The following is a 24,499-nucleotide window of genomic DNA, read 5'->3' on the forward strand; positions in this document are numbered from 1 at the left end:
TGGCTTGCCTGCGAAAGGACCGCAACGCGGTCCCGGACCTCACCGCTGTCTGGGACCGCTTCGCAGTCCTTTCGCAGGCAAGCCAGCTCCTACAGATCCTTTCGCAGGCAAGCCAGCTCCTACAGATCCTTTCGCAGGCAAGCCAGCTCCTACAGGTCCTTCGCAGGCAAGCCAGCTCCTACAAGCGGTTAGTTGGAGCGCACCCCATGCCGGATCAGGTTCGGCATCAGCCCAGGTTGGCGGCGATCCGCCGCGCGGTCTCGACGACGCGTTCGGTCACCGCCTCCTGGCGCAGCAACTGGAAGTTGGCGCTGGTGCCCACCGCCGCCAGGCTGCCGAGGATTTCGTCGCTGCCGGCGACCATGATCGGCGCGGCGATACCGGTCAGGCCCAGGTTCAGTTCGTCATGGGTGACGCAATAGCCGTCCTTGCGGATCTTGCGCGCGGCCTTGGCGAAGCTGTCCCAGTCGTAGGGGCTGTGCGGGTCGCCGGCCATCTGCTCGTCGAACAGGCGCTGCAGGCGCCGGCCTTTCTGGTAGGCGATCAACACCTTGGACTGGGCACCGCGAAAGAACGGCAACGGCTGCCCGCGGCCGAAGGCGAACTGGTAGGTGTCGGTGGGTTCGGCGATGTAGGTGTTGATGATCCGGCCATCGTAGAAAACGCTGGCGAACACCGCCAGGCCGGTCTCCTCGGACAGCCCGTGCATCAGCTCGCGGCCGGCGATCAGGATCGGATCGTACTGCCGCATCATCCAGTCCAGCTCGATGATCCGCGGCCCCAGGCCATAGCTGCCGGCATCGACGCGGACCAGCAGGCCGGCGTCGCACAGGTCCTTCACATAGCGGTACACGGTCGCCCGGGACAGCTCCATGCGCTCGGCGATCGTCTCCGGGTCGATCTTCAGGGTCTGCGGGCTGAACAGGTCCAGCACGCTCAGCATCTTGCTCAGGCTACTCATCTTGCTCCTGGAATCTCGGGCGGTAGGGGTGCGGCCACTGGCCGGCGATGGGGGCGAAGGATAGGGCATTTGGCCTGAGAAAAACAGCTCGATAGCCGTGCTTAAAAAGCGTCTGATTTTGCATAAATCTCAAATTATGAGTAAATCGCTTAAATTTCTATTGTTTTGATATTTTGTTTGTGTGATAAATCTCTCCATCTGCAACGGCCGAAAATTCCGAGAGGGCTGAAAATGAATGGCGCGCAACTACTGGTGAAAGCGGCTGTGGCAAGCGGGATCGAATACTGCTTCGCCAATCCGGGCACCACCGAAATCCCCCTGGTGGCGGCACTGGCCAACGAGCCGTCGCTCAAGCCGGTGTTGTCCCTGTTCGAAGGCGTCTGCACCGGCGCGGCGGATGGCTACGGCCGTATCGCCGGACGCCCGGCGCTGACCCTGACCCACCTGGGCCCTGGCTTCGCCAACGGCATCGCCAACCTGCACAACGCCCGGCGGGCCAACACCCCGATCGTCAACGTGATCGGCGACCACGCCTCCTGGCACGTCGACTACGACCCGCCGCTGGCCAGCGATATCGGTGCCCTGGCGGGCGCGGTCTCCGGTTGGGTACGCACCTCGAAGTCGACCGATGGCCTGGCCCACGATCTGCAAAGCGCCATCCGCGCCGCCTGGCAGCCCGCCGGGCAGATCGCCAGCCTGATCCTGCCGATGGACCTGCAGGCCCGCGAGGTGGCGCAGGCGCCGCGTTTCAGCACCTTGAGCGCGCCGCGCCGGCGCTTTGCCGGCGACCGCGTCGAGAGCGTCGCCGCGGCCCTGCGCGCCGGGCGCAAGCTGGTGTTCATCGTCGGCGACGAAGGCCTCGGCGAGGCGGGCCTGCTGGCCGCCGGGCGCCTGGCGCAACTGCCGGGGGTCAAGCTGTTCGCCGAAACCTTCCCGCGCCTCAGCCATCGCGGCGGCGGCCTGCCGGACCTGGATCGCCTGCCGTACTTCCCGGAAGTGGCCATCGGCATCCTCGAACAGTACGACGCCGTGGTCTGCGCCGGCGTCCCCGAGCCGATCAGCTATTTCGGCTACGAGGGCATTCCCTCGCGGCTGGCGGAAAGCGATCGCCTGCTGCACCTGGCCGAGGTGGGTGACGATGTCAGCGGCGCTTTGGCGGCCCTGGCCGATGCGCTGGAAGCCCCGGCCTGCGCGCCGGCACCGATTGGCGTGGAACTGCCGGATGCCGGCGAGGCGCTGTCGCCGCAGTCGGTCGGACGGGTGCTGGCCGCGGCGCTGCCCAGGGACAGCATCGTTTCGGTCGAGGGCGGCACCTGTGGCTACCCGTTCTTCACCGCCTCGGCCCGTGCCGAGCGGCACCGGGTCATGACCAATACCGGCGGCGCGATCGGCCAGGGCATCCCGGTGGGCTTCGGCGCGGCCCTGGCCGAGCGCGGCACCCCGGTGTTCTGCCTGCAGTCGGACGGCAGCGCGCAATACACCATCCAGACCCTGTGGAGCATCGCCCGCGAGCAGTTGCCGGTGGTGATCCTGATCGCCGCCAACCACCGCTACGCGATCCTGCAGAACGAGCTGCGCCGCTTCGGCGTGACCGAGTTCGGCCCGCAGGCCCTGAGCCTGACCGAGCTGGACCGCCCGCGCGTGGACTGGAAGGCCCTGGCCCAGGGCTACGGCGTGCCGGCCTGCACGGTGCGCAGCAATGGCGAGCTGCACCGCGCGCTGGCCGAGGCCAAGGCGTCCCGCGCGCCGTTCCTGATCGAAATGGCACTGTGAGGAGGCCGTCATGAGCACACTGCAGATACTTCCCGAAGTCCGTGACGTGCTGTCCCGGCCAGGCCAGCTGTTCATCGGCGGCGCCTGGCAGGACGCCGCCGGCGGCGAGCGCTTCGCCGTCGAGAACCCCGCCGACCAGAGCCTGGTCAACGAGGTGGCGCAGGCCGGCGAAGCGGACGTGGATGCCGCCGTCGGCGCGGCCAGGGCGGCCTTCGAAGGCCCCTGGCGGCAGTGCCAGCCGGCCCGTCGCGGCCTGCTGATGCTGCGCCTGGCCGAGCTGCTGGAGGCCCACCGTGAAGAACTGGCGCAACTGATCACCCTGGAGAACGGCAAGCCGATCGCCAATGCCCGCGCCGAGGCGGCCAGCGCGGCCAATATCATCCGTTACTTCGCCGGCTGGCCGAGCAAGATCGAGGGCAGCACCTTGCCGGTGTCGCCGGCCAGCGGCAACCCCGTGCTCAACTACACCCTGCGCGAGCCGGTGGGGGTCTGCGCGCTGATCGTGCCGTGGAACTTCCCCCTGACCATGTGCGTGTGGAAGCTCGGCCCGGTGCTCGCCACCGGTTGCACGGCGGTGCTCAAGCCCGCCGAGCAGACGCCGCTGGTGGCCATCCGCCTGGTCCAGCTGATCGAGGCCGCCGGTTTCCCCGCCGGGGTGGTCAACCTGATCACCGGCCAGGGTGTGCGCACCGGCTCGCCGCTGGCGCAGCACGCCGATGTCGACAAGATCGCCTTCACCGGTTCCACCCAGGTCGGTCGCCTGATCGCCCAGGCCGCCACCGGCAACATGAAGAAGGTCTCGCTGGAGCTGGGCGGCAAGTCGCCGAACATCATCCTGCCGGATGCCGACATCGTCCGCGCCGCCAAGGGCGCCGCCGACGGCATCTTCTACAACCAGGGCCAGGTGTGCACCGCCGGTTCGCGCCTGTACGTGCACGAGTCGGTGCTCGACGCGGTGCTCGACGAGCTGCGCCGCCACGCCGCCGCCCATGTCATCGGCCCTGGCCTCGACCCGGCCAGCACCCTCGGCCCGCTGGTCTCGCAGCGCCAGCTGGACAGCGTGCGGGAATACCTGCGCCGCGGTGTGGAGGAGGGCGCCGAGCTGATCTGCGGCGGCCAGCGCCCGGCGCACCTGGAGCGTGGCCATTTCATCCAGCCCAGCGTGTTTCTCGACCGCCAGGAGCGTGCCTGCGTGGCCCGCGAGGAAATCTTCGGCCCGGTGCTGACGGTGATGAGCTGGTCCGAACCGGAAGAGCTGGTGGCCCGCGCCAACGATTCGCCCTACGGCCTGGCCGCCGGGCTGTGGACCAACGACCTGCGCGCCGCCCATCGCCTGGCCGCCCGGCTCAAGGCCGGCTCGGTGTGGATCAACTGCTGGAACGTGGTCGATCCGGCCTCGCCCTTCGGCGGCTACAAGCAATCCGGCTGGGGCCGGGAAATGGGCAAGAACGTCATCGATGCCTACACCGAGACGAAAAGCGTTTTCGTCGACCTGGCCTGACTCACAACACGACACGACAAGAGGAATCAACATGGATCTGCAACTGCAAGGCCGCGTCGCCATCGTCACCGGCGGCGGCATGGGTATCGGCAAGGAAGTGGCGCGCTTTCTGTCCCAGGAAGGCTGCAAGGTGGTGATCTGCGCGCGGCGCATGTCCTACCTGGAAGAGGCCGCCGCCGAGATCAGCGCCGAGACCGGCAACGAAGTGCTGCCGCTGTTCTGCGACACCAACGAGATGGAGGCGGTCAGCGCCATGGTCGAGCAGACCCGCGAGCGTTTCGGCCGCATCGACATCCTGGTCAATGGCGCGGCGGCGCCGTCCGGCGTGGTGCGCAACGATATCGAGCATGCCGGCGACGACGAACTGCTGGCCGACCTCAACACCAAGGTGATCGGCTACTTCCGCTGCGCCAAGGCGGTGACCCCGCACATGAAGGCCGGCGGCTTCGGGCGCATCATCAATATCGGCGGCCTGACCGGGCGCGGCAGCAAGGTGCTCTCGGGCATGCGCAACCTGGCCATCGCCCACATGACCAAGACCCTCTCCGACCAGCTCGGCCCGGATGGCATCACCGTCAACCTGATCCACCCCGGCGTGGTCGACACCCCGCATATCCAGGAACTCTACGAGCGCGAAGGACTCAAGCAGGGCAAGACCCCGCAACAGGTCGAGCAGGGCTACATCGACGCCACCCCGATCCGCCGCACCCTGCAACCCATGGAAATGGGCTGGCTGATCGGTTTTCTCGCCTCGCCGAAAGCCGGCGCCATCACCGGTGAGTCCATCGGTATCGACGGCGGCCTGACCCGCGGCATCTTCATCTAAGGAGTGCAGAGCATGAGCAATGGAACCCTGCTGGTCGCCACGGTGGGCCAGGCGGTCATCCGCAGCGCCGACGAGGGCCGCAGCTGGCACCGCCTGGGTGTCGGCCAGGCCCTGGAATTCGATGCCATCACCCGGTCCCTGAGTTTCAGTCCGCAGGCGCCGCAGACCCTGTACGTCGGCGCCGATATCGGCCTGTGCATCAGCAGCGATACCGGTGGCACCTGGCAGCGCGTCGAGTCGCCGTTCAACGGCCAGACGGTGTGGAAGGTCGCGGTGGACCCGCTGGACAGCCAGCGCATCTTCGTCGGCACCGGCGCGCCGTCCCGCGCCGTGCTCTGGCGCACCCTGGATGGCGGCGCCAGCTGGTACCGCGTGCCGGTGGAGATCCCGGAGTTCTGCGACGGGGTCAACCGTCCGCGGCTGCTGGCCTTCGCCTACGACCCGACGGACCGCGATCAGGTCTGGTTCGGCCTGGAGGAGGGCGGGCTGTTCCACAGCCGCGACGGTGGCGACAGCTTCGAGCGTGTCGACGACCGCCTGCTGTGGGATTTCAACTCCGACATCCACAACATCCTGGTCCTGCCCAACCACGGCGCGAAGGTCATCGTGGTGGTGTGCGTCAACGCCATCTACCGCAGCCTCGACGAAGGCCGCACCTGGACCGGGATCATCGCCAGGGAGGCGTTCGGCCTGTATTACGCGCGGGTCATGAGTGCGCCGCTGGGCAGCGAAAGCACGCTGTACATCAGCATTTCCGACGGCACCCCGGGGACCACCAGCAAGGTCCTGGTCTCGCGCGACGCGGCCCTGAGCTGGGAAATCCTGCCGTTGCCGCAGCAACCCAACTCCTGTGTCTGGGCGGTGGCGTTCAACCCGGTCAATCCACGGCAGATCGTCGCCGGGACCAAGTACGGCCACCTGTTCACCTCGGAAAACGGTGGCGACAGCTGGCAGAAGCACTGGCGCGAATTCAGCGAGATCGCCGACGTGGCCTGGACCCCAGCCGTGGCGACGATCAAGGCCGGACACCAGTCCGTGATCAAGTGAACGGAGGTTGCCAGCATGAAGATCGACATCGTGCGGACCCATCTGTCGCTGTTCGTCAGCGACCCCGAGCGCTCCGCCCAGTGGTACGCGGACGTGCTCGGCATGCATGAAAGCGCCCGGGGCGAGAGCTGGATCATGATGGCCTTCGGCGCCAAGCACCACGACATCGCCCTGATCAAGGCCGCGCCGGGCGCGCAGCAGGGCGGCCTGGGCCTGCAGCACTACGGCCTGGAGATCGCCGGCGACATGACCACCCTGCGCCAGCTCTACGGCATGTTGCTCGGCAAGGGCGTGGAGATCGTCAAGATCACCGACCACGAGATCGGCAACGGCCTGTACTTCAACGACCCGGACGGCAACCGCCTGGAGTTCTTCCTCGAAACCGAACACGACGACGCCCTGGCCAAGGCCCGCTTCAAGGCCGCCGGCGCGCCGAGCCGACATTTCAACCTGGACCCACTGTGACAAGGAGCAACCTGATGAAACCGACCAATTTCGCCGGCTATCACATCCGCAAGTGGCACAGCTTCGTCGAAGAGACCCTGGCCAACGAGTCCGGCCAGCTGGCCGATGGCGAGGCGCTGTTCAAGTACGCCATCGCCGCGGTGATCCACAACCCGTTCGCCGGGCAGTTCAGCGAGAACCTCGACGCCCTGGTCGAGCCCTCGCCGCTGCTCGGCGAGGAGTTCGGCCGGCGCATCCGCGAACTGGCCGGCGAGCGCGCCGTGGTCAGCTACGGCAAGGCCTGCCTGGTGGGTAGTCAGGGCGAGTACGAGCATGGCAACGCCTTCCTCACCAACCCGGCGGCCGACCCGGTGCGCGTGGCCCTGGGCGGCGGCAAGTCGTGGGTGCCGTCCACCGGCAAGCGCGGCGGACCGGGGGCCACCATCGATGTGCCGCTGGCGCACAAGGACGCGTTGTACGTGCGCTCGCACTACGACACCATTTCGCTGTCGTTCGGCGACGGTCCGGCCCCGGACGAAGTGATCATCATCTGGGCCTTCGCTACCCGCGGCCGCCTGCGTGCGCGTCTGGGCGGCCTGGCGGCCGCGGATATCCAGGGCGACAACGGTCTGGTCTGAACACGCATCCGGTCAGGGGAGTCCGTCCATGCCTGCAGCAAGCTGCTTTTTTCACAACCGCGCCGGCCTGCGCCTGCACTACCTGCGTCACGGCCGCAACGACGGCATACCGGTCGTGCTGCTGCACGGCCTGCGCGCCTATGCCCAGACCTGGGACGAGCTGGTGGCGGCGCTGGGCGACGGTTTCGACTGCGTGGCCCTCGACCAGCGCGGGCGTGGCGCCAGCGACTGGGCGGCCAGCGAGAGCTACCGCACCGAGGTCTATGTCGATGACCTGGAGGACCTGGTCGAGCACCTGGGCTTCACGCGCTTCGTGCTGATCGGCCATTCCCTCGGCGGCGCCAACGCCCTGGAGTACGTGCGGCGCAATCCGGGGCGGGTGCGCGCGCTGATCATCGAGGACATCGGCCCGGGCTCGTCGAGCGCGGGCGACGGTGCGGCGCGGATCCGCCGGGAGATGGCGCAGACGCCGCTGCTGTTCGCCGACTGGACCGCCGCCGAGGCCTTCTGGCGTGCGTCGCGGCCCGGCCTCTCGGCGCAGGGCCTGGCCTCGCGCCTGCGCCACTCGATGCGCGAGGTCGCGCAAGGGGTCGGCTGGCGACACGACCAGCAGGGCATCGCCACGGCGCGCCTGAGCATCCCGTCGATCGACCTGTGGCCTGCGGTGCGCGCCCTGGACTGCCCGACCCTGTTCATCCGCGGCGCGCGCTCGGACTTCCTCCCCGCGCCGCTGCTGGAAGCGCTGCGCGAGTGCAATCCACGGGTCGCCACGGCGGTGATCGAGGATGCCAGCCACTATGTGCACGACGACCAGGGTGCGGCCTTCAACCGTGAAGTCCAGGCCTTTCTCGATGGCCTGGACCTGAGCCAACAACAATGAAACGGTGAGTGTCATGAAACGGGAAACAACCCAGGTTGTGATTGTCGGCGGCGGCCCCAATGGGGTGACCGCCGCCCACTATATGGGCCTCTACGGCATCCAGTGCGTGGTGCTGGAACTGGCCGAAGGCATCCTGCCGTACCCCCGCGCGGTAGGCATGGACGACGAAGCCCTGCGGGTCCTGCAGGGCGTGGACATCGCCGAGCGCGCGGTGCGCGACATGATCTGCGACGTGCCGCTGCGCTACTACAACGCCCGCGGCGTGTGCTTCGCCGAGGTCAAGCCGAGCGTGGCGCAATACGGCTGGCCGATGCGCAATATCTTCATGCAGCAACTGCTCGAGGAAACCCTGCGCGAGGCGCTGCCGCGGCATCCCGGGGTGCAGTTGCGCCAGGGCCATGAAATGCTCGAACTGCGTCAGGACGACGCCGGTGTGACCCTGCAGGTGCGAGGCAGCGATGGCGAGCTGTACGAGCTGCAGGCGGACTACCTGATCGGCGCCGACGGTGGCCGGTCCTCGGTGCGCAAGCAACTGGGCATCGAGCTGCAAGGCCTGACCCACCCGCGCAAATGGGTAGTGATCGATACCCGCAACGACTCCCTGGACGCGCCGTTCACCGCCCTGCATGCCGACCCGCAGCGGCCTTTCGTGTGCATCTATCTGCCGTACCAGCAGCGGCGCTGGGAGTTCATGCTGCTCGAAGGCGAGAACGAGGAGGCCATGTGCGAGGAGGGCAACATCCGCCGGCTGATCCGCGGCCATATCGGCGACGCCGTGGACGCCCTGGAGATCGTCCGTATTCGCGCCTACACGCACAATTCGCGGGTGGCGCAACGCTTCGTCGAGGGGCGCGCGGTGCTGGTCGGCGATGCCGCGCACATCTCCCCGCCGTGGGCCGGGCAGGGGCTCAATTCCGGCCTGCGCGACGTGGCCAACGTCTGCTGGAAGATCGCCGCGATCCTCCAGGGCAAGGCCGCGCCGCGCATCCTGCAGAGCTACGACCAGGAGCGCCGCGGGCATGCCACCGACCTCATCGCCCTGGCCGACAACATGGGCGCCGTGCTCGGCCTGACCAACCCGCTGATGGCCGGTGTGCGCGACTGGCTGTTCCAGGCGGTGAACAGCGTCGACAACCTGCGTTCGCACCTGCTGGAGTTCAAGTTCAAGCCCAAGGCCACCATCACCAGGGGCCTGGTCTTCCATGAGCGCGCCGAGCTGCGCGAGGACGACCTGGTCGGCCAGCTGTTCATCCAGCCCGAGGTGGAAACGGCCGACGGCCAGCGCACCCGCCTGGACGAAGTGCTAGGGCATTCCTATGCGGTGCTCGGCTACCGGGTGAACCCGGTCGAGACGCTTTCCGCGGAGCGTCGCGCGTACTGGGCGAAATGGGATACCCGCTTCATCCAGGTCAACCGCTCCCGCAGTGGCCCGGCCCGCAACCAGCCGTTGCAGGCCGAGGGCGCGATCAGCGTGGAGGACGTGTACAACCGCCTGGGCAACTGGTTCGGTGGCGTGCGCGACTCCATCGTGGTCATCCGCCCCGATCGCTTCATCGCCGCGATCACTACCCCCGAGCGCCTGGATGCGGTGCTGGGCAAGCTGCAGGAGCAACTGTCATGAGCCTGGCCCGGCAGTTGCTGAGCCGCCTGCGCGAGGCGGCCGTCGCGGCGGCGCCGCTGCCGGCCGAGGAGGGCGAGCGCCTGGATGTGGTGCAGGGCTACTGCCTGTTGTGCCAGGCCTTGCAGCAGCGACGCAACGGCGGCGAGACGCTGGTGGGCTGGAAGGTCGCCTTCGCCTCGAAGGCCGCCTATGAGCGCTTCGGCCTGAGCGAGCCGGTGTATGGCGCGCTGACCGATGTGATGCAGGTGGACGCCGGGCGTCCTGTGGACCTGCAACGCTTCATCCAGCCCAAGCTGGAGATCGAACTGGCCTTCGTCCTCGACCGCGCGCTGCCGGCGGGCGAGTACAGCGACGCGCAACTGCTCGCCGCGGTGGGCCACATGGCCCCGGCCTTCGAGGTGGCCGACAGCCGCTGGCAGGGCTGGCGCTTCGGCGCCGGCGCGTTTCTCGCCGACAACGCCTCGGCCGCGGCCTTCTGCCTGGGCCGACGCCAGCCCTTCGATGCCACGCTGGCCGCGCGCCTGGACTACGCGCTGTACCGCGACGATGCGCTGCTCGCCAAGGGCAGCCTGGGCGCCCGCGACGACACGCCACTGCGCAACCTGTGCTGGGTGCTGCGACGCCTGCTGGAGGATGGTCATGCCCTGGAGGCTGGCCAGGTGATCCTTTCCGGCGCCTTGCTCGCGCCCCTTGCACTGACCTCCGGCGACTACCGGCTGGCGATGTCTGGCACGGAACTGGCTTTGACTTTCACGCCGGCGCTGCCGGCCTGAACGGGATCCCGGCATTCAGGGAGGGTGCCGGGAACCTTCCTGACTCCGCTCACAGCGTAAAGGGGCGCCAGCACATGTTCGCGGAAACTCGAAACTTCAACGACTCCCAACTGCATGCGGGCTCGATCATGGGCTGGGAGCAGACCTACGACCAGATCGGTCGCGGTGTGCTTTCCAGCGAGCTGACGCAGCTGTGCGGCACGCGCTTCCAGGTGTTCCGCGAGGTGCTCGACAAGCGCGTGGTGCAGCAGGGCTGCGCACCGAAAGGACGCCTGTGCATCGCCATCTCCATGGACACCCCGCGCCCGCCGGTGATGCAGGGCCACGAGGTGGCTTCCTGTGGCGTGGCCCTGCTGCGCGATGGCGAGGAGTTCATCCTGCATGCGCCGGAAGGCATGCAGTTTCTCGCGGCCAATCTCGATATCGTGCGCTTTGCCCAGCAGGCGGCACTGGAACTGAACGATCAGCAGCTCAAGCGCTTGAAAACCTCGTCCCAGGTCTCGGTCAGCGCCGAGGCGCTGGAGCGCCTGCGCTGCCGGGTGGTGGCGCTGTTCGGCGCGCCGCTGGGCGCGGGCCTGTCCGAACAACAGCTGGAAAACCTGTTGCTCGAAGCCTTTCTCGATCTGTTCCTGGAGGCCCAGGACGAAGTCCGTTGCCGTCGCGGCAACCTGTCGGTCAGCGCCTACCTGGTCAGGCGCAGCCAGGAACTGCTGTTCGAACAGCCGCAGCAACCGCTGAGCATCCTCGACATCTGCGAGCGCCTGCGGGTCAGCCGGCGCACCCTGCAGAACAGCTTCCAGCAGATCACCGGTCTGCGCCCGGTGGAGTACCTGCGCAACGTGCGCCTCAACGTCGTGCGCCGGGCCCTGCTCGGCAGCAGTGTGGCGGAAGGTAACGTGAGCGAGGTGGCGGGCCGCCTGGGCTTTTTCCATTTGAGTCACTTCGCCGCACATTACCGCGAGCTGTTCGGCGAGTACCCCTCGGCCACCCCGCGCAAGTCCCACTGAGTCGTCGCTTCAGGTCCTGAACTGGGCCAGCAGCGTCTGCTGGTGCTGCGCCAGTTCGCAGAGGGTGCGATTCAGTTCGCTGGATTCGTCCATGCGTGCGGTCAGTTCCTGGCTGATGCCGTGCAGGTCGCTCATGCGCCCGGTGATGGCGTCGAGCACCTGGTGCTGCTGGTCGGTGGCCGTGGCGATCTGCCGGTTCATCCGCTCGATGGTGTCGACCTCGGCGCTGATGGCGTGCAGGCGGGCATGGGACTGGTCGATCTCTTCGACCACGCGCACGGTGCGAGTGCGGCTGGCGAGCATGCCGTCGAGGGCCTGGCGGCTGAGGTCGCGCAGGTGCTCGACCACCTCGCGGATCTCCGCGGTGGACTTCTGGGTATGGGTGGCCAACTGGCGCACTTCATCGGCGACCACGGCGAAGCCGCGTCCCTGCTCGCCAGCACGGGCGGCCTCGATCGCGGCGTTGAGGGCCAGCAGGTTGGTTTTCTGCGCCAGGGTGCAGATCACGTCCAGCACCTGGTCGATCTGCGTGCCGCTGTTGGCCAGTGCCTCGATGCGGACGAAGGTCGCCTGCAACTGCTCGTCCAGTTCGGCGATGCCCCGGCGGGTCTCGTCGAAGCGCAGCAGGCCGCTGCGGGTAGCCTGTTCCGCGGTGCTGGCGGCGTGGGCGGCGCGGGACGAGCGATCGGCGATCTCCTGGGCGCTGCTGCCCATCTGCACCAGGGCGGTGACGGTCTGCTCGACCTGGTCGTGCTGGCGATGCATGGCGGCCGTGACGTCGGCGCTGATGCTGGCGCTGCGGCGGGCGCCGAGGCCGGTCTGGGTCGCGGCCTGCTGGATGGCCTGGATCACCGGTTGCAGTTTCTCCAGGAAGCGGTTGAAGCCATCGGCCAGGCGCCCGGGCTCGCGATCGGCGCGGCGTGGCAGGCGTTGTGTCAGGTCGCCGTCGCCTTGCACCACCCGGTCCAGGGCATCGGCGACCTGCAGCAGGGGACGGGTCGCGGTGCGCGCCGACCAGCCCAGGACCAGCAGGCCGAGCAGGGCGAACAGCGTGCCCCAGCCGAGGCTGTGCCAGTTGGCTTCGCCGCTGGCCTGGTCGAACGCCTGGTGCAGACCCAGGGCCGGGGCCTGCAGCAGGGCCTGGGGCAGGCGGATATGCAGGTGCCAGGGGCGCGCGTCGTCGATCGGGGCGAAGGCCTTGTCGACTTCGGCGTCGTTGGCGGATTCGCTGCCGCGAGCCTGCGCCACGCTGATGCCGCTGGCGGAGGTGAGGCTGACCGACGCCTGCCCGTCGTAGAGCTGGCTGCGCAGCGAGTCGGTCAGCGCCGCCAGGGTCGCCAGGCTGATATCCACGCCCACTACGCCGATCACCCGGCCGTCGCGGACGATGGGCAGGGCAATGCTGCTCATCAGGGTGTCCTGGCCTTCCACGTCCACGGTGTAGGGTTCCACGACACAGGCCTTGGCCGTGGTGCGCGGGCAGTCGTACCAGCTGTTGTCCGGTTCGACCCCGGCGGGCGCCTTGTTGAGCAGGATGTTGTCTTCGCTGAGCACCGTCTGCTGGGTTCGTCCGGGCCGGGCCTGCGACCAGTACAGGGCGAAGCGGCCGCTCGCGTTGCCGGCGAGGGCGGCGCGGTCGATGAAGGCGTGGTCCGCGCGGTCCAGGGCGTCAGTTGCGTAGACCACGTACAGCCCGAGCAGCAGCGGGCGCCGGGCCAGGGTGGTGCCGGCCCTGGCGACGATCTCCCGGCGCAGCGCTTCGGCGCTGAGCGCACCTTGTTCATGCAGGGCCTGCAGGTGCAGGAGTTGTTCGGCGAATGCCTCGACGTAGGTGCGGTTGTCCTCGAAGAAGCGCTGCATGCGCAGGGTCTGGGCGCTGGCCCTATCATCCAGGCGCGCCACGGCCAACTCGCTGAATGCCGCGGTGCTGCGTTGCTTGAGCGATTCGGAGATCTGTCGGGTCTGCACCAGGCTGGCACCGAGGATGGAAACGACAACGGCCAGCAGGCATAGCCCGCTGAGCAGGGTGATGCGCCATTGGAGGCTCGAAGGCATGGTGGGTTCCTGTGGTCGGGCAGGGCGCGGGCGGGAGGCCGGGACGACGGGCGCGCCGCGGGTTGTTGTTCTTGTTGGCGCAGCGATCATAGGTGGACCGGCGCGCGCGCCGTCATCCCGAATTGGCAGTGATGCGCCGCGCGACGCGAAAACCCCGGCATGCCTTCGACCGTACAATTCGCCGCCCGCGCTGGGCGGCGCGACAGCGGATGGGTACGATGGCGCCCTTTCATGCGCGGAGAGGGAATTCATGCATCTGTATGTCGTGCGCCACGGGGAAACCTGGGCCAATGCCGAGCAACGCTACCTGGGATCGCTTGACCCGGCGCTGACCGAGACAGGCCGCCAGCAGGCGCGGGCGCTTGCCCGCGCCTTGCCCGCGCAGTTCGACGCGCTGGTCGTTTCTCCACGTCTGAGAGCGCTGGAAACCGCGAGCATCCTCAACCAGGAACTGCAGCTTGCGCCGCGGATAATGGAATGCTTCCGCGAGCGCGATGTCGGGGTGTTCGAGGGCTTGACCCAGGCCGAAGCCAGGGCGCGTTATCCGCAACTGTGGTCGCGCAACATCACTCGCCAGTGGGACGCCGGGCCAACCGGCGGCGAGTCGATCGCCGAGGTGGTCGAGCGCGTGCGCGAAGGCCTGCTTGAGCTGGCGTCAACCTACCCGTCGCACAGGCTTCTGCTGGTCGCGCATGGCTTCGTCGCGAAAGTGATCCGCGCCTTGAGCAAAGGGGATTTTGCGGATTTCTACGACTGGCAGCTGTCGAACGGCAACCTGCTGGCCCTGGAGCATTTCCAGATGCCGAGCCTCGATGCCGAGCGGCTTAGGGACTCGCTGCCGATGCCGTGAGGCCGGGGCAGCGGCGGCGATCGCTCAGGGCGCCAGCGCGCCCTGCAGGAACAGCAGCTCAAGGGTCTGCACGGAGTTCGCACTGGCCGCGCGTCCCCGGCGCTCGGCATCGACGACGCCGTAGACCATGCTCAGGAACATCTCGGTGAACACCGCGGCGCTGATGTCGATGCGAAACACCCCGGCCTGCTGACCGCGCAGAAAGAAGGCGTCGAGGGCGTCGGCATAGGATTGCCACAGGCGGTTCGTCTCCTGGTCTTCGAAGGTATCGGGACGGTACTGGAACAGCAGGAAGACCATGATCTCGCGATGCTTGAGATGCTCGGTGACGAGGTGGTGCAGCGCCGCCAGCGGCTCGGCCTGGCGCAGGTCGGCATCGCGGGTGATCTGGCTCAGGACCTGTTCACCATGCCGCTCCAGCATGCGCACCAGGTTGTCACGGGTGCCGCAGAAGCGATGCAGGGTGGCCTTGCTGACGCCAGCGGTTTCGGCCAGCTCCTTCAGCGTGGCCCGGGGACGGACGACGATGGCATCGGCGAGGGCTTTGAGCAGGCGTTCGTCGCTGGCGGGAGAGGGCATCGGAATGGCTCGCAGTGCTGACTGTGCACGGCATTGTGAAGCAAATGCGCATATCTGGCATCCATTCGATTGAAAAATGATTCATTTGAATCATATGAGATTCATCGGCTTGCTCTACGACGCGCCTCCCCGGGTCATGTCGGATCATGCAACTTGCGCCCGCGCAGCAGCCGTGGCTGCCTGGCCGGTCCGTGCTGGCGCTGCCAGGTGAGTGGAGTGGTGTCGAACCAGCGCTGAAATGCCCTGCTGAAACCGCTGGGGTCGGCATACCCGAGCAGGTCGGCGAGTCGGCCTATGCTGATCGCCGGATCATTGAGGTACTCACAGGCCAAGGCCTGACGGGTCTTGTCCAGGACTCTCTGGAACGACGTGCCTTCCTGCTCCAGGCGCCGCTGCAGGGTGCGCGGATTCACCGCCATCCAGCTGGCGGCCTTGTCCAGCGTGGCGCGCCCGCCCGGCAGCAGATGGCGCAGCAGTTGCTCGATGCAGGCGGGTAGTTCGGCGGGGGCCAGGCGCTCCATCCGGCCGATGTGCGCGCTGAGCATCCGGTGCAGGGTGGTGTCGGTGGTGCTCAGCGGCAACGACAGCACCGAGCGCGGCAGGACCAGGCCACTGCAGGTCGCGGAAAACACCGGCGACACCCCCAGCACGGTGCGGTAGTCCGCCTCGGGCGCCAGCGCCGGGTGGGCGATCATCAGGCGCGCGGGTTGCCAGTCGGCGCTGGTCACGGCGCGCAGCAGCTTGAGGAGCACGGCGCACACCAGCTCTTCGGCCTGGCAGTCGCCGGCACAGGGTTCGCCGGCGGCGGAGAATGCCAGGGTGGCCTCCTCTTCCGCTTCCGTGTAGCTGATCACCAGCGCCCCGTTGTTCACCGCGTAGTTGTCGCGCAGTTCCAGGAGTGCCTCGCCGACGGTGTTGGCATTGCAGATCAGATAGAGCAGGTCGCCGAACACCGCCAGCCCTTGATGCAGGCCGAACAGCAAACCGAACAAGGGGTTGTCGGTGTGTCGCGCGCAGAGGTCGAGCAGCGTGCAGTAGCGGCGGTACGCCAGCAGCGTCTCCGGTCTTTGCTCGATGTCGGCGGGCAGGGCGGCGTGGCGCAGCAGCTCGCTGGCTCTGAGCCCCTGGGCCGTGGCGAACTCGCTGAAGTTGCTCAAGGCCAGCGCACGAATGAAGGGATTGGCCGGGGTCGTTCCCGGGGTGAGGCTCACGGAGTGTCCTCGTGCGCGTCCATGACGGCCAGTTGCTGGGTGCGTCGGTAGTGTTTGCGCCACTTCTGCGGGGCGACCCCGCACCAGCGCGCGAACGCCCGGGAGAACGTGCCCGGGCAGGTGTAGCCGAGCAGCACGGACAATTGCGTCAGGTTGATGCTGGAGTCGCACAGGTAACGTTTGGCCATGGCTTCGCGGGTGCTGTCGAGCAAGGTCTGGAAGCTGGTGCCCTGGGTGTGCAGGTAGCGTTGCAGCGTGCGCGGGCTGAACATCAGCTGTGCGGCGATGTGCTCGATGCTGATGTCGCCGGCGAACAGGCCATTGCGGATCAGCCGCTCGACGTAGCCCGGCAGCGTCTGCAGGTCGAGGTTCGAGAGGTCTTCGAAATGCCGTTTCAGCAGGTGCTGCAGGCCATTGTCCGCCGCGCTGATGCGGATTTTCAGCAGGGCATGGTCGAACACCCAGGCGTTGACCGCGCTGTCGAAACGCGGCAGCACTTCGAGCAGCCCGCGGTAGCTGGGCGGCCGCGCACCCGGCGGGTGCCGCAGCAGCAGTTCGTGGGGCAGCCAGGCGCGCCCCAGCAGGGCCTCCATGATCCTGCCGCCGATGGCCATCGCCAGTTCCACCGTCTGCCGCGCCGCGGGCACCGTCCCATCGGTCATGTCGTACATCAGCCAGGCCTGCTGCCCATGCTGTTCGAGGCGCAGCGCCGCACCGTTGCTGTGGGTCGGAAAATAGCGGATCAGCGCGTCGAGGGCCTCGCCGACGGTCTGCGCGCTGCGCACCACATGCAGCAGCGCGCCGAGGGCCGCGGAACCCTGGTGCAGGCCGAACTGCAGGCCGAACAGCGGATTGCCGGATTGCTCCGCGGCCCGTTCCAGAAGGGCGGCGAAGCTTTCGCCGCTGAGCGCGGCGCCGGGCTGGTCGTCCGCGGCGCCGGCGGCTTTCAGCAATTGCTCGGGGTCCAGTCCCTGGCTGCTGGCGAATTCACGAAAGCCCAGGAGGGCAATACCGAGGACGAACGAACTCATATCAAAGGCCCTGGGGGGTAGGGGGCTGTCAAACGCTGCGCGGCCATGCTAGCAGGCCGCTGACAGGCTGCGAGGGCTGGCCGCCGGGCTGTCATCAATTGAATGACGACTGGCGCGATTTGCGAAGCTTTGCCGGGCGATGGCAAGCAGACTCGTCAAGGCAAGGGCATCGGACCGTCGGTTCGGCAGTGTCCAGGCGCTTTCGAATCCAATGTTCGAGGTCTTCATGATTGACGATTTTGCCCGCGGTTTCTCCCTCCCTCCACGGCACGGTGCCCATGCGGCCCCGACTGAACTTCATGAATTCGATGGCCTTTTCCCGCTGCTGGTGAGCAACGCGGTGCGTTCATGACCGGGAGCGTCCTGGTCGTCGATGGTGGGCATCTGCTCGGCAGCCTGTAACGCCGACGCACTCCTGGCGGTTGGCCGTTCCGGCGCCGTCCCAAGCAACGACCCTCTCGATCTCAATCGCTGACCAAGCGTTGCGCGGTTCTGCGTCCGTGACTGCGCGACATTTGAGTAACGATTGTTTCGTTAATTCACAATTCTGGTGCGGGCTGTGCTGCACGAGTGCACGAAATTGGGTCTTTAAGTATCACGTATCAACTGTTATAAAAATTGTAAGTCATTGATTTAGATAATAAAAATTTCATAAATCGGGTTGGCATCCGGTTTGCTTGGTGCAATGTTGTCCGGCACCAGAACCGGTAGTTGATCAGACCTGGTCGCCGCCCGTTTTCGAGGCAGGAAACGGCTGGCGGCAGTTCAGAGCTAATGAGGACTTTCCAATGAAACATGTGATTCAGCGCCTTGATATCGGTCTCGCTTCAGTCGGAGCAATCAGGCCGTTGGTGGTGGCATTCGCGACCCTGCTCGCCTGTAGTGCGGCCCAGGCTGCCGGGGGTGATGCCGCGCAACTGGGCAGCAAACTGACCCCGCTGGGGGGTGAAGTCGCCGCCGGCGGCAATGGTGCGATACCCGCCTGGGTGGAGCCCGGCAAGCAGGATTCGGGCTGGAGCTATGGCGACGTACGCGGTCAGCGTTGGAAGTTCAAGGACGACAAGCCGCTCTTCAGCATCACCGCCGCCAACGTGGCGCAGTATGCCAAGCAGCTGTCGCCCGGCCAGCTGGAACTGTTCAAGAAGATCCCTGACTACCGGATGGACGTCTACCCGACGCGGCGCACCTGCAGTGCACCGGACTTCGTGGTGGAGAACACCCGCAAGAACGTCGGTTTCGCCACCCTCGACAGCAGTGGCGTGGCCCTGCAGGAAGCCCACGTGCCGGGCATTCCGTTCCCCATGCCGACCACGGGCGCCGAGGTCATGTGGAACATGAAGATGCGCTACCGCGGCGTCGGCTTCGATATGTCCAAGACCGTTTCCGGGGTGTCGCCGCGCGAGGCGGGCGGCAGTTGGCTGCGCACCTCCACCGACTGGTTCATCTATACCCCGTGGGGCCAGAAGGGCAGTGCGCTGTTCTCCTCCTTCGACCGCCTGGAACTCGCCACCTACTTCAACTACAACGAGCCCGCAGCTCTGGCAGGGCAGGCCGGGGTGATCACCACCAAGGCCGGCGAACAGGCCACCAGTTTCTACTACTTCCCCGGCCAGCGTCGTGTGCGCCGCATGCCGTCCTATTCCTACGATGCGCCGCAGATCGGCCTGGACAACCAGTACACCGTCGATGAGTCGAACGTCTTCTTCGGTCCCATGGATCGCTTCGACTGGAAGCTGGTAGGCAAGCAGGAACTGCTGGTGCCCTACAACTCCTTCGGGGCCTATGACGGCTCGGCGCGTATCGAGGATGTCGCCCAGCAGAGCTCCATCGCTCCCACGTCCCGTCGCTACGAGCTGCACCGCGTCTGGGTGGTCGAGGCGAACGTGCGTGAGGGCATGCGCCACCAGGCACCCAAGCGCGTGTTCTACATCGACGAGGACAGCTGGAACGGTCTGATGGCGGTCGACTACGACAAGCAGGGGCAGATCTGGAAGGTCCGCGAGGGCTACACCATTCCGGTGTACGAGACCGGTACCTGCGATATGGAAGCCCAGGCCCAGTACAACCTGGTCGATGGCCGCTACCTCTACGACATGACCTCCATCGGCGTTGGCAAGAAAGACCATCGCTGGCTGACCGAGGGCACTGGCAATCCTCGTCTGAAGCGTGACTTCTATACTTCCGACAATCTGCGAGCCATCAGCGAACGTTGATCCTTCACCTTTAGAGCGCCGACATGAAAAGAACAATCACAAAAGCTTCAGGCCTTGCTATTGCGTGCATGACTCCCCTGGCAATGGGGTTCACCTTCGAAACCGAGTCCGTCCGCGGGTCGTTCGATTCGACGATTTCCTATGGCATGGGCATCCGCACCGAGTCCCAGGGTTGCAACCTGATCAATGAGGGGGCCACGGGCCATCATCCACCCACCGGGTGCCTGGCGCAGACGTCCGGCGTCGGCGATCAGGGCGACCTCAACTACGACAAGGGCGACCTGTTCACCCATTACCTCAAGGGCACCCACGAGCTGCTGCTGAAGCTGCCCGAGGACTTCACCTTCATGGCCCGCGGCAGCTGGATTCGTGATTTCGCCGCCACCGACACCACGGGCGCCTTGTCCTTCAACACACCACCGGGCGTAGGCAGCGATGGCCTGACCAGCTCGGCCCGCGATGACCTCAAGTTCAAGGCCCGCCTGCTCGACCTGTGGGTGAGCAAGGGCTTCGATGTGGGTGACCAGCGCGTCCGTGCCCGCGTGGGTAACCAGGTGATCAACTGGGGCGAAAGCCTGTTCGTGCAGGGCGGCATCAACAACACCAACGCCTACGATCTGCAGGCCCTGGCGCGCCCCGGTGTGCAGCTCAAGGAGGCCGTGCTGCCGGCGCCGATGCTCAGCGTCGCTTCCGGCCTCGGTTCCGGGGTCAACGTCGAGGCCTACTACCAGTTCGCCTGGAACAAGAGCGAACTGCCGCCGGTCGGCAGCTACTGGAACTACACCCCGGCGCTGGGCAAGGGCATGGGCGCCTACGGCTTCGACGACAAGAAAGCCCGTGACAGCGGCCAGTGGGGCCTGTCGGTGCGCTGGCAGCCGCAGGACAGCGATGTCAACTTCGGCGCGTACGTGATGCGCTACCACGACAAGCTGCCGTCGCTGACCATGCGTCTGCTGGACCCGGACACCTTCGCCCTGTCGCAGAAGTGGGTGTATCCGGAAGACCGCATGCTCTACGGCATCAGCGCCAACATGCCGATCGGCGACTGGGCGGTGGGCACCGAGCTGTCCTACCGGCCCAAGGACGCGGTATCGCTGAACCCGGTCATCGACCTGTGCAGCAACAATGGCGGCAAATGCTGGAAGGACGAGAAGAAGTTCCAGTGGCACCTGACCGGCCTGTACAGCTTCACTCCGTCCAACTCTCCGGACCTTCTCGACTTCGTCGGGGCCAGCACCGGTACCCTGCTGACCGAGCTGGTGGTGATCAAGTACCCGGGGCTGCACGACAGCTACAACGGCGAGCTGGTCGCCGCGGGCGCGAACACCTGGCAACTGGATCCCGCCACTGCACCGAAGGCTCATGGCGACAAGACCTCGTCGGGGATCAACCTGGACTTCAGCGTGACCTACGACGGCACCTTGCTGCCGGGCTGGCAGGTGACCCCGGGGATCTTCTATTCGCGTTCCCTGGGCGGGCGTACGCCGAACCTGGCGGCGACCTTCACCGAAGACGCGAGCAGCATGAACCTGTACCTCAACTTCGTGCGCAACCCGGCCAGCTGGCAGGTTTCCTTCAACTACGCGAAGTTCTTTAGCGGTGATACCCCGTACGACCAGTTGCTGCGTGATCGTGATTATGTCGGTGTGGTTCTGTCGCGCACCCTGTGAGGCTTGTCGTGAACATGTCTATTGATGTATCGAAGCAACCGGTGCGCGGCGTTCTGCCGCGCATCGAGGCCGGCTTGTTCGGGCACCGCGGTCTGGTCCTGATCCTGCTGGCGCTGTTTACCGCGGTGATGGCCTGGTTTGCCGTGCAATTGCGCATGGATGCCGGGTTCGAGAAGCAGCTGCCGATCGGCCACGAATACGTGGCCACTTTCGAGCAGTACCGTGGCGATCTGCTCGGCGCGAACCGTTTGACCTTCGTGGTCAAGGCCCGCCAGGGCAACATCTGGACCGAGGCGGGTCTGCGCCGACTGTCCGATGTCACCCAGGCGGTGACGTTCCTGCCGGGCGTCTCGCGCGGCAGCGTGCGCTCGCTGTGGACGCCCAATGCGTTCGTCAACGAGATCACCGAGGACGGCTTCCGCGCCGATCCGCTGGTGCCCGGCACGGTGACGCCGGAGCGTCTGGATGCGGACATCATTGCCCGCATCGCCGACTCTACCGCCCAGGGTGGCTTCATTGGCACCCTGGTGTCCCGTGACCAGAGCAGCGCGATGATCACCGCCGAGCTCAACGAGCGTGACGCCAACGGCGAGCGCCTGGACTACGTGGCCTACAACCGGGTGCTGGAGGAGCAGATCCGCCAGCGCTTCGAGGATGCCGGCTTCGAGATCCAGATCATCGGCTTTGCCAAGCAGATCGGCGATATCGCCGACGGCGCGGCGGCGGTCATCGAGTTCTGCCTGTTGGCGCTGCTGCTGACGGCGGTGGCGGTGTACTGGTATTGCCACTCGCTGCGCTTCACCCTGCTGGCGCTGGGCTGCTCGATGACCTCGCTGATCTGGCAGTTCGGCAGCCTGCGCCTGCTGGGCTACGGGCTCGACCCGCTGGCGGTGCTGGTGCCGTTCCTGGTGTTCGCCATCGGGGTGTCCCACGGGGTGCAGCAGATCAACTACATCGTCCGCGAGATCGCCACCGGCAGTAGCGCGCAGGTGGCGGCCCGTTCGAGCTTCAGGGGGCTGCTGGTGCCGGGTACCCTGGCCCTGGTGACGGCCTTCGTGTCGTTCGTCACCTTGCTCCTGATCCCCATCCCGATGGTCCGCGAGCTGGCGATCACCGCCTCGCTCGGGGTGGCGTTCAAGATCGTCACCAACCTGATCATGCTGCCGCTGGTGGCCTCGATGCTGAAGGTCGACGCGCGCTATGCGGCCGCCGAGGAAGTCTCCCGGCAACGCCGCGCGGGCTGGCTGACGGGCCCGGCGAAGCTGGCCGAGTGGCGCTATGCCCGTTGGGTCATGGTGGTTGCCCTGCTGGTGTTCGCCACGGCCGTGTGGCAGAGCCACGATCGCGTGGTCGGTTCGTTGCAGGCCGGCGCACCGGAGCTGCGCGAAGACTCGCGCTTCAACCGCGATGCGCTGTCCATCGCCAACAACTACGACATTGGCCTGGACTGGCTCAGCGTGGTGTTCGAGGTGCAGCCCGAGCGATTGGCCGCGGGCGGCGGCAATGCCTGCGAAGACGTCGAGCTCGGGCAGTATCAGGACCGCTTCGTCTGGGCGATGGAAGGGGTGCCGGGGGTACTCTCGGTGGCGTCGTTCTCCACGGCGATGCGTCAGTTCAACGAGGGCTACAACGAAGGCAATCCGAAGATGAGCGCGGTGCCGATCGACCCGATGAACTACTCGTCGCTGGCCGCCGAGGTGGGCCGCACGGCAGGCCTGATGCGTACCGATTGCAGCATGACCGCCGTGCACCTGTACCTGGCTGACCACAAGGCCACCACCATCAGCCGGGTGATCGACGCGGCCAAGGCCTTCCGTGCCGAGCAGCCGTTGCCGGGTGTCGCCGTGCGCCTGGCCTCGGGCAATGCCGGGGTGATCGCGGCGATCAACGAGGAGGTGGAGAAGAGCGAGACGCCGATGCTGCTGTACGTCTATGCCGCCATCGCCCTGCTGGTCCTGGTGGTGTATCGCGACCTGCGCGCGGTGCTGGTGTGCTGCCTGCCGCTGACCATCGGTACCTTCATCGGCTACTGGTTCATGAAGGAACTGCAGATCGGCCTGACCATCGCCACGCTGCCGGTGATGGTGCTGGCTGTCGGTATCGGTGTGGACTATGCGTTCTACATCTACAACCGCATCCAGTTGCACCAGGCGAGTGGTCAGCCGGTGGGCATCGCCGTGACCCATTCCCTGCGCGAGGTCGGCATGGCCACCATCTTCACGGCCATCACCCTGGCGGTCGGCGTCGCCACCTGGGCCTTCTCCGATCTGAAGTTCCAGGCGGACATGGGCAAGCTGCTGGCCTTCATGTTCATGGTCAACATGGTCATGGCGATGACGGTATTGCCGGCGTTCGCGGTCTGGCTGGAGCGGATTTTCCCGCGCAAGCGCCCGGTGCGCATGATTGGCGCGCTGGCGCATTGAGGAGAGCGGTATGGGATACCTGAAAACAATCCTGGGCGTGGCGCTGCTGGCGGCGCTGCCCATGGCCTCGTCGCTGGCCGCCGCGCCGGCGCCGGTGCCGGCCGTGCCGATGGCACATGCCGTCCAGGCGATGCAGTTGGGCGCCGACTGGGCCGGGGAACGAGTGGTCGCGGTGGGCGATCATGGCGTGGTGCTGCTCTCCGACGACAAGGGGCACAGCTACCGCCAGGCCAGCGCCGTACCCGTTTCCAGCACCCTGACCGGGGTCAGCTTCAGTGACGCCAGTCACGGCTGGGCGGTGGGGCACTGGGGGGCGATTCTCGCCAGCACGGATGGTGGCGAGAACTGGCAGGTCCAGCGCCTGACCCCTGACGAAGACCGGCCGCTGTTCGCCGTGCACTTCTTCGATGCGCGGCGGGGGGTGGCGGTAGGGCTCTGGTCGCTGGTGCTGACCACCGAGGACGGCGGCGCGACCTGGACCGAGCGCACCCTTGCGGCGCCCGCGGGCGCCAGCCGTGCCGACCTCAACCTGATGAGCCTGTTCGTCGATGGTCATGGCGCGCTGTATGCCACCGCCGAGCGTGGGCAACTGCTGCGCTCCGACGACCAGGGGCAGACCTGGCGCTACCTCGACACCGGTTACGAGGGCACCTTCTGGACGGGCGCGGTGCTGGCCGACGGCAGCCTGCTGCTGGGTGGTCAGCGCGGCAGCTTGTGGCGGGGGACGGCCGACGGCACGGCGTGGCAGCGGATTCCGCTCGAAGGCCGCAGCTCGATTACCGCCATCGTGGTGCAGGGCGAGCAAGTCCTTGCCGTAGGGCTCGATGGCCTGGAAGTCCGCAGCGCTGACGGTGGCCGAACCTTCAAGGAGTCGCGCAGCGCCGACGGTGTGTCGCTCACCGCCGCTTTGGCCGGGGGGGACGCCGGCCCGTTGCTGTTCTCCCGTCATGGGGTAGCCGCGCTGCCTTCCCACTGAGTCCGGCGCCGCTGTGCGGC

At 66.8% G+C, this 24,499-nt stretch carries 20 protein-coding genes and 1 pseudogene; 15 read left to right on the top strand and 6 right to left on the bottom strand.

What is annotated here, in order from left to right; genetic code table 11:
• Positions 1-226: 226 nt before the first annotated feature.
• The gene (locus tag CHB99_RS28695) at positions 227-961 is read right to left on the bottom strand and encodes an IclR family transcriptional regulator (protein ID WP_042125881.1); all 735 of its coding nucleotides are present in this window, start codon (positions 959-961) and stop codon (positions 227-229) included.
• 231 nt (positions 962-1,192) lie between these two features.
• Between CHB99_RS28695 and CHB99_RS28700 the strand changes: the two genes are divergently transcribed.
• The 10 genes from CHB99_RS28700 to CHB99_RS28745 all read left to right on the top strand — a co-directional run bounded on the left by CHB99_RS28700 (position 1,193) and on the right by CHB99_RS28745 (position 11,471).
• Positions 1,193-2,734, top strand: coding sequence for an acetolactate synthase large subunit (locus CHB99_RS28700; RefSeq protein ID WP_042125878.1), 1,542 nt, complete (start codon positions 1,193-1,195; stop codon positions 2,732-2,734).
• Between the two features lie 10 nt (positions 2,735-2,744).
• The gene (locus CHB99_RS28705; protein WP_042125876.1) at positions 2,745-4,235 is read left to right on the top strand and encodes an aldehyde dehydrogenase family protein; all 1,491 of its coding nucleotides are present in this window, start codon (positions 2,745-2,747) and stop codon (positions 4,233-4,235) included.
• A gap of 31 nt (positions 4,236-4,266) precedes the next feature.
• Positions 4,267-5,061, top strand: coding sequence for an SDR family NAD(P)-dependent oxidoreductase (locus tag CHB99_RS28710; protein WP_042125874.1), 795 nt, complete (start codon positions 4,267-4,269; stop codon positions 5,059-5,061).
• A gap of 12 nt (positions 5,062-5,073) precedes the next feature.
• Entirely contained in the window at positions 5,074-6,108 is a 1,035-nt protein-coding gene (locus tag CHB99_RS28715) for a WD40/YVTN/BNR-like repeat-containing protein (RefSeq protein WP_042125872.1), read from the top strand.
• 15 nt (positions 6,109-6,123) lie between these two features.
• The gene (locus CHB99_RS28720; RefSeq protein ID WP_042125870.1) at positions 6,124-6,573 is read left to right on the top strand and encodes a VOC family protein; all 450 of its coding nucleotides are present in this window, start codon (positions 6,124-6,126) and stop codon (positions 6,571-6,573) included.
• 14 nt (positions 6,574-6,587) lie between these two features.
• On the top strand, positions 6,588-7,190 hold the full coding sequence (locus tag CHB99_RS28725; protein ID WP_042125868.1) for an amino acid synthesis family protein: 603 nt from the start codon (positions 6,588-6,590) through the stop codon (positions 7,188-7,190).
• A 28-nt stretch (positions 7,191-7,218) separates the two neighbouring features.
• Complete coding sequence (locus CHB99_RS28730) at positions 7,219-8,070, top strand: alpha/beta fold hydrolase (RefSeq protein WP_042125866.1); 852 nt, start codon at positions 7,219-7,221, stop codon at positions 8,068-8,070.
• A 13-nt stretch (positions 8,071-8,083) separates the two neighbouring features.
• Positions 8,084-9,691, top strand: a complete 1,608-nt coding sequence (locus CHB99_RS28735) for a bifunctional 3-(3-hydroxy-phenyl)propionate/3-hydroxycinnamic acid hydroxylase (protein WP_042125864.1) — start codon at positions 8,084-8,086, stop codon at positions 9,689-9,691.
• Positions 9,688-10,464 carry a 2-keto-4-pentenoate hydratase gene (locus tag CHB99_RS28740; RefSeq protein ID WP_042125861.1) on the top strand — a complete coding sequence of 259 codons (777 nt, stop codon included), beginning with the start codon at positions 9,688-9,690 and terminating at the stop codon, positions 10,462-10,464. The genes CHB99_RS28735 and CHB99_RS28740 overlap by 4 nt, the downstream gene beginning before the upstream one ends.
• 74 nt (positions 10,465-10,538) lie before the next feature.
• Positions 10,539-11,471 carry a helix-turn-helix domain-containing protein gene (locus CHB99_RS28745; RefSeq protein ID WP_042125860.1) on the top strand — a complete coding sequence of 311 codons (933 nt, stop codon included), beginning with the start codon at positions 10,539-10,541 and terminating at the stop codon, positions 11,469-11,471.
• A gap of 9 nt (positions 11,472-11,480) precedes the next feature.
• Here CHB99_RS28745 and CHB99_RS30740 read toward each other — a convergent pair whose 3' ends face one another.
• Together CHB99_RS30740 and CHB99_RS30745 are read right to left on the bottom strand one after the other, a co-directional pair.
• Complete coding sequence (locus CHB99_RS30740) at positions 11,481-12,236, bottom strand: methyl-accepting chemotaxis protein (protein ID WP_377698561.1); 756 nt, start codon at positions 12,234-12,236, stop codon at positions 11,481-11,483.
• 102 nt (positions 12,237-12,338) lie between these two features.
• Positions 12,339-13,778 (bottom strand): annotated as a pseudogene (locus tag CHB99_RS30745) (methyl-accepting chemotaxis protein); the annotation flags it as partial.
• Here CHB99_RS30745 and CHB99_RS28755 point away from each other — a divergent pair.
• The gene (locus tag CHB99_RS28755) at positions 13,777-14,376 is read left to right on the top strand and encodes a histidine phosphatase family protein (RefSeq protein WP_042125857.1); all 600 of its coding nucleotides are present in this window, start codon (positions 13,777-13,779) and stop codon (positions 14,374-14,376) included. The pseudogene CHB99_RS30745 and the gene CHB99_RS28755 overlap by 2 nt on opposite strands.
• 24 nt (positions 14,377-14,400) lie before the next feature.
• Here CHB99_RS28755 and CHB99_RS28760 read toward each other — a convergent pair whose 3' ends face one another.
• The 3 genes from CHB99_RS28760 to CHB99_RS28770 form a co-directional block, all read right to left on the bottom strand.
• Positions 14,401-14,955, bottom strand: coding sequence for a TetR/AcrR family transcriptional regulator (locus tag CHB99_RS28760; protein WP_042125855.1), 555 nt, complete (start codon positions 14,953-14,955; stop codon positions 14,401-14,403).
• A gap of 134 nt (positions 14,956-15,089) precedes the next feature.
• Positions 15,090-16,166: an AraC family transcriptional regulator gene (locus CHB99_RS28765; RefSeq protein ID WP_042125853.1), complete on the bottom strand. Its 1,077-nt coding sequence runs from the start codon at positions 16,164-16,166 to the stop codon at positions 15,090-15,092.
• The gene (locus CHB99_RS28770) at positions 16,163-17,197 is read right to left on the bottom strand and encodes an AraC family transcriptional regulator (protein WP_042125851.1); all 1,035 of its coding nucleotides are present in this window, start codon (positions 17,195-17,197) and stop codon (positions 16,163-16,165) included. The genes CHB99_RS28765 and CHB99_RS28770 overlap by 4 nt, the downstream gene beginning before the upstream one ends.
• Positions 17,198-17,985: 788 nt before the next feature.
• Between CHB99_RS28770 and CHB99_RS28775 the strand changes: the two genes are divergently transcribed.
• Genes CHB99_RS28775 through CHB99_RS28790 form a run of 4 tightly spaced genes read left to right on the top strand, consistent with a single transcriptional unit; the run spans position 17,986 to position 24,479 of the window.
• On the top strand, positions 17,986-19,410 hold the full coding sequence (locus tag CHB99_RS28775) for a DUF1329 domain-containing protein (RefSeq protein WP_042125849.1): 1,425 nt from the start codon (positions 17,986-17,988) through the stop codon (positions 19,408-19,410).
• A 23-nt stretch (positions 19,411-19,433) separates the two neighbouring features.
• The gene (locus tag CHB99_RS28780; RefSeq protein ID WP_346426415.1) at positions 19,434-21,080 is read left to right on the top strand and encodes a DUF1302 domain-containing protein; all 1,647 of its coding nucleotides are present in this window, start codon (positions 19,434-19,436) and stop codon (positions 21,078-21,080) included.
• 14 nt (positions 21,081-21,094) lie between these two features.
• On the top strand, positions 21,095-23,503 hold the full coding sequence (locus tag CHB99_RS28785; RefSeq protein ID WP_245655614.1) for an efflux RND transporter permease subunit: 2,409 nt from the start codon (positions 21,095-21,097) through the stop codon (positions 23,501-23,503).
• A 10-nt stretch (positions 23,504-23,513) separates the two neighbouring features.
• A complete protein-coding gene (locus tag CHB99_RS28790) occupies positions 23,514-24,479 on the top strand; it encodes a WD40/YVTN/BNR-like repeat-containing protein (protein WP_042125843.1) in 966 nt (321 codons plus the stop codon).
• Positions 24,480-24,499 lie beyond the last annotated feature (20 nt).

This window comes from Pseudomonas japonica (assembly GCF_900188455.1).
GTDB classification, from domain to species: Bacteria; Pseudomonadota; Gammaproteobacteria; order Pseudomonadales; family Pseudomonadaceae; genus Aquipseudomonas; species Aquipseudomonas japonica.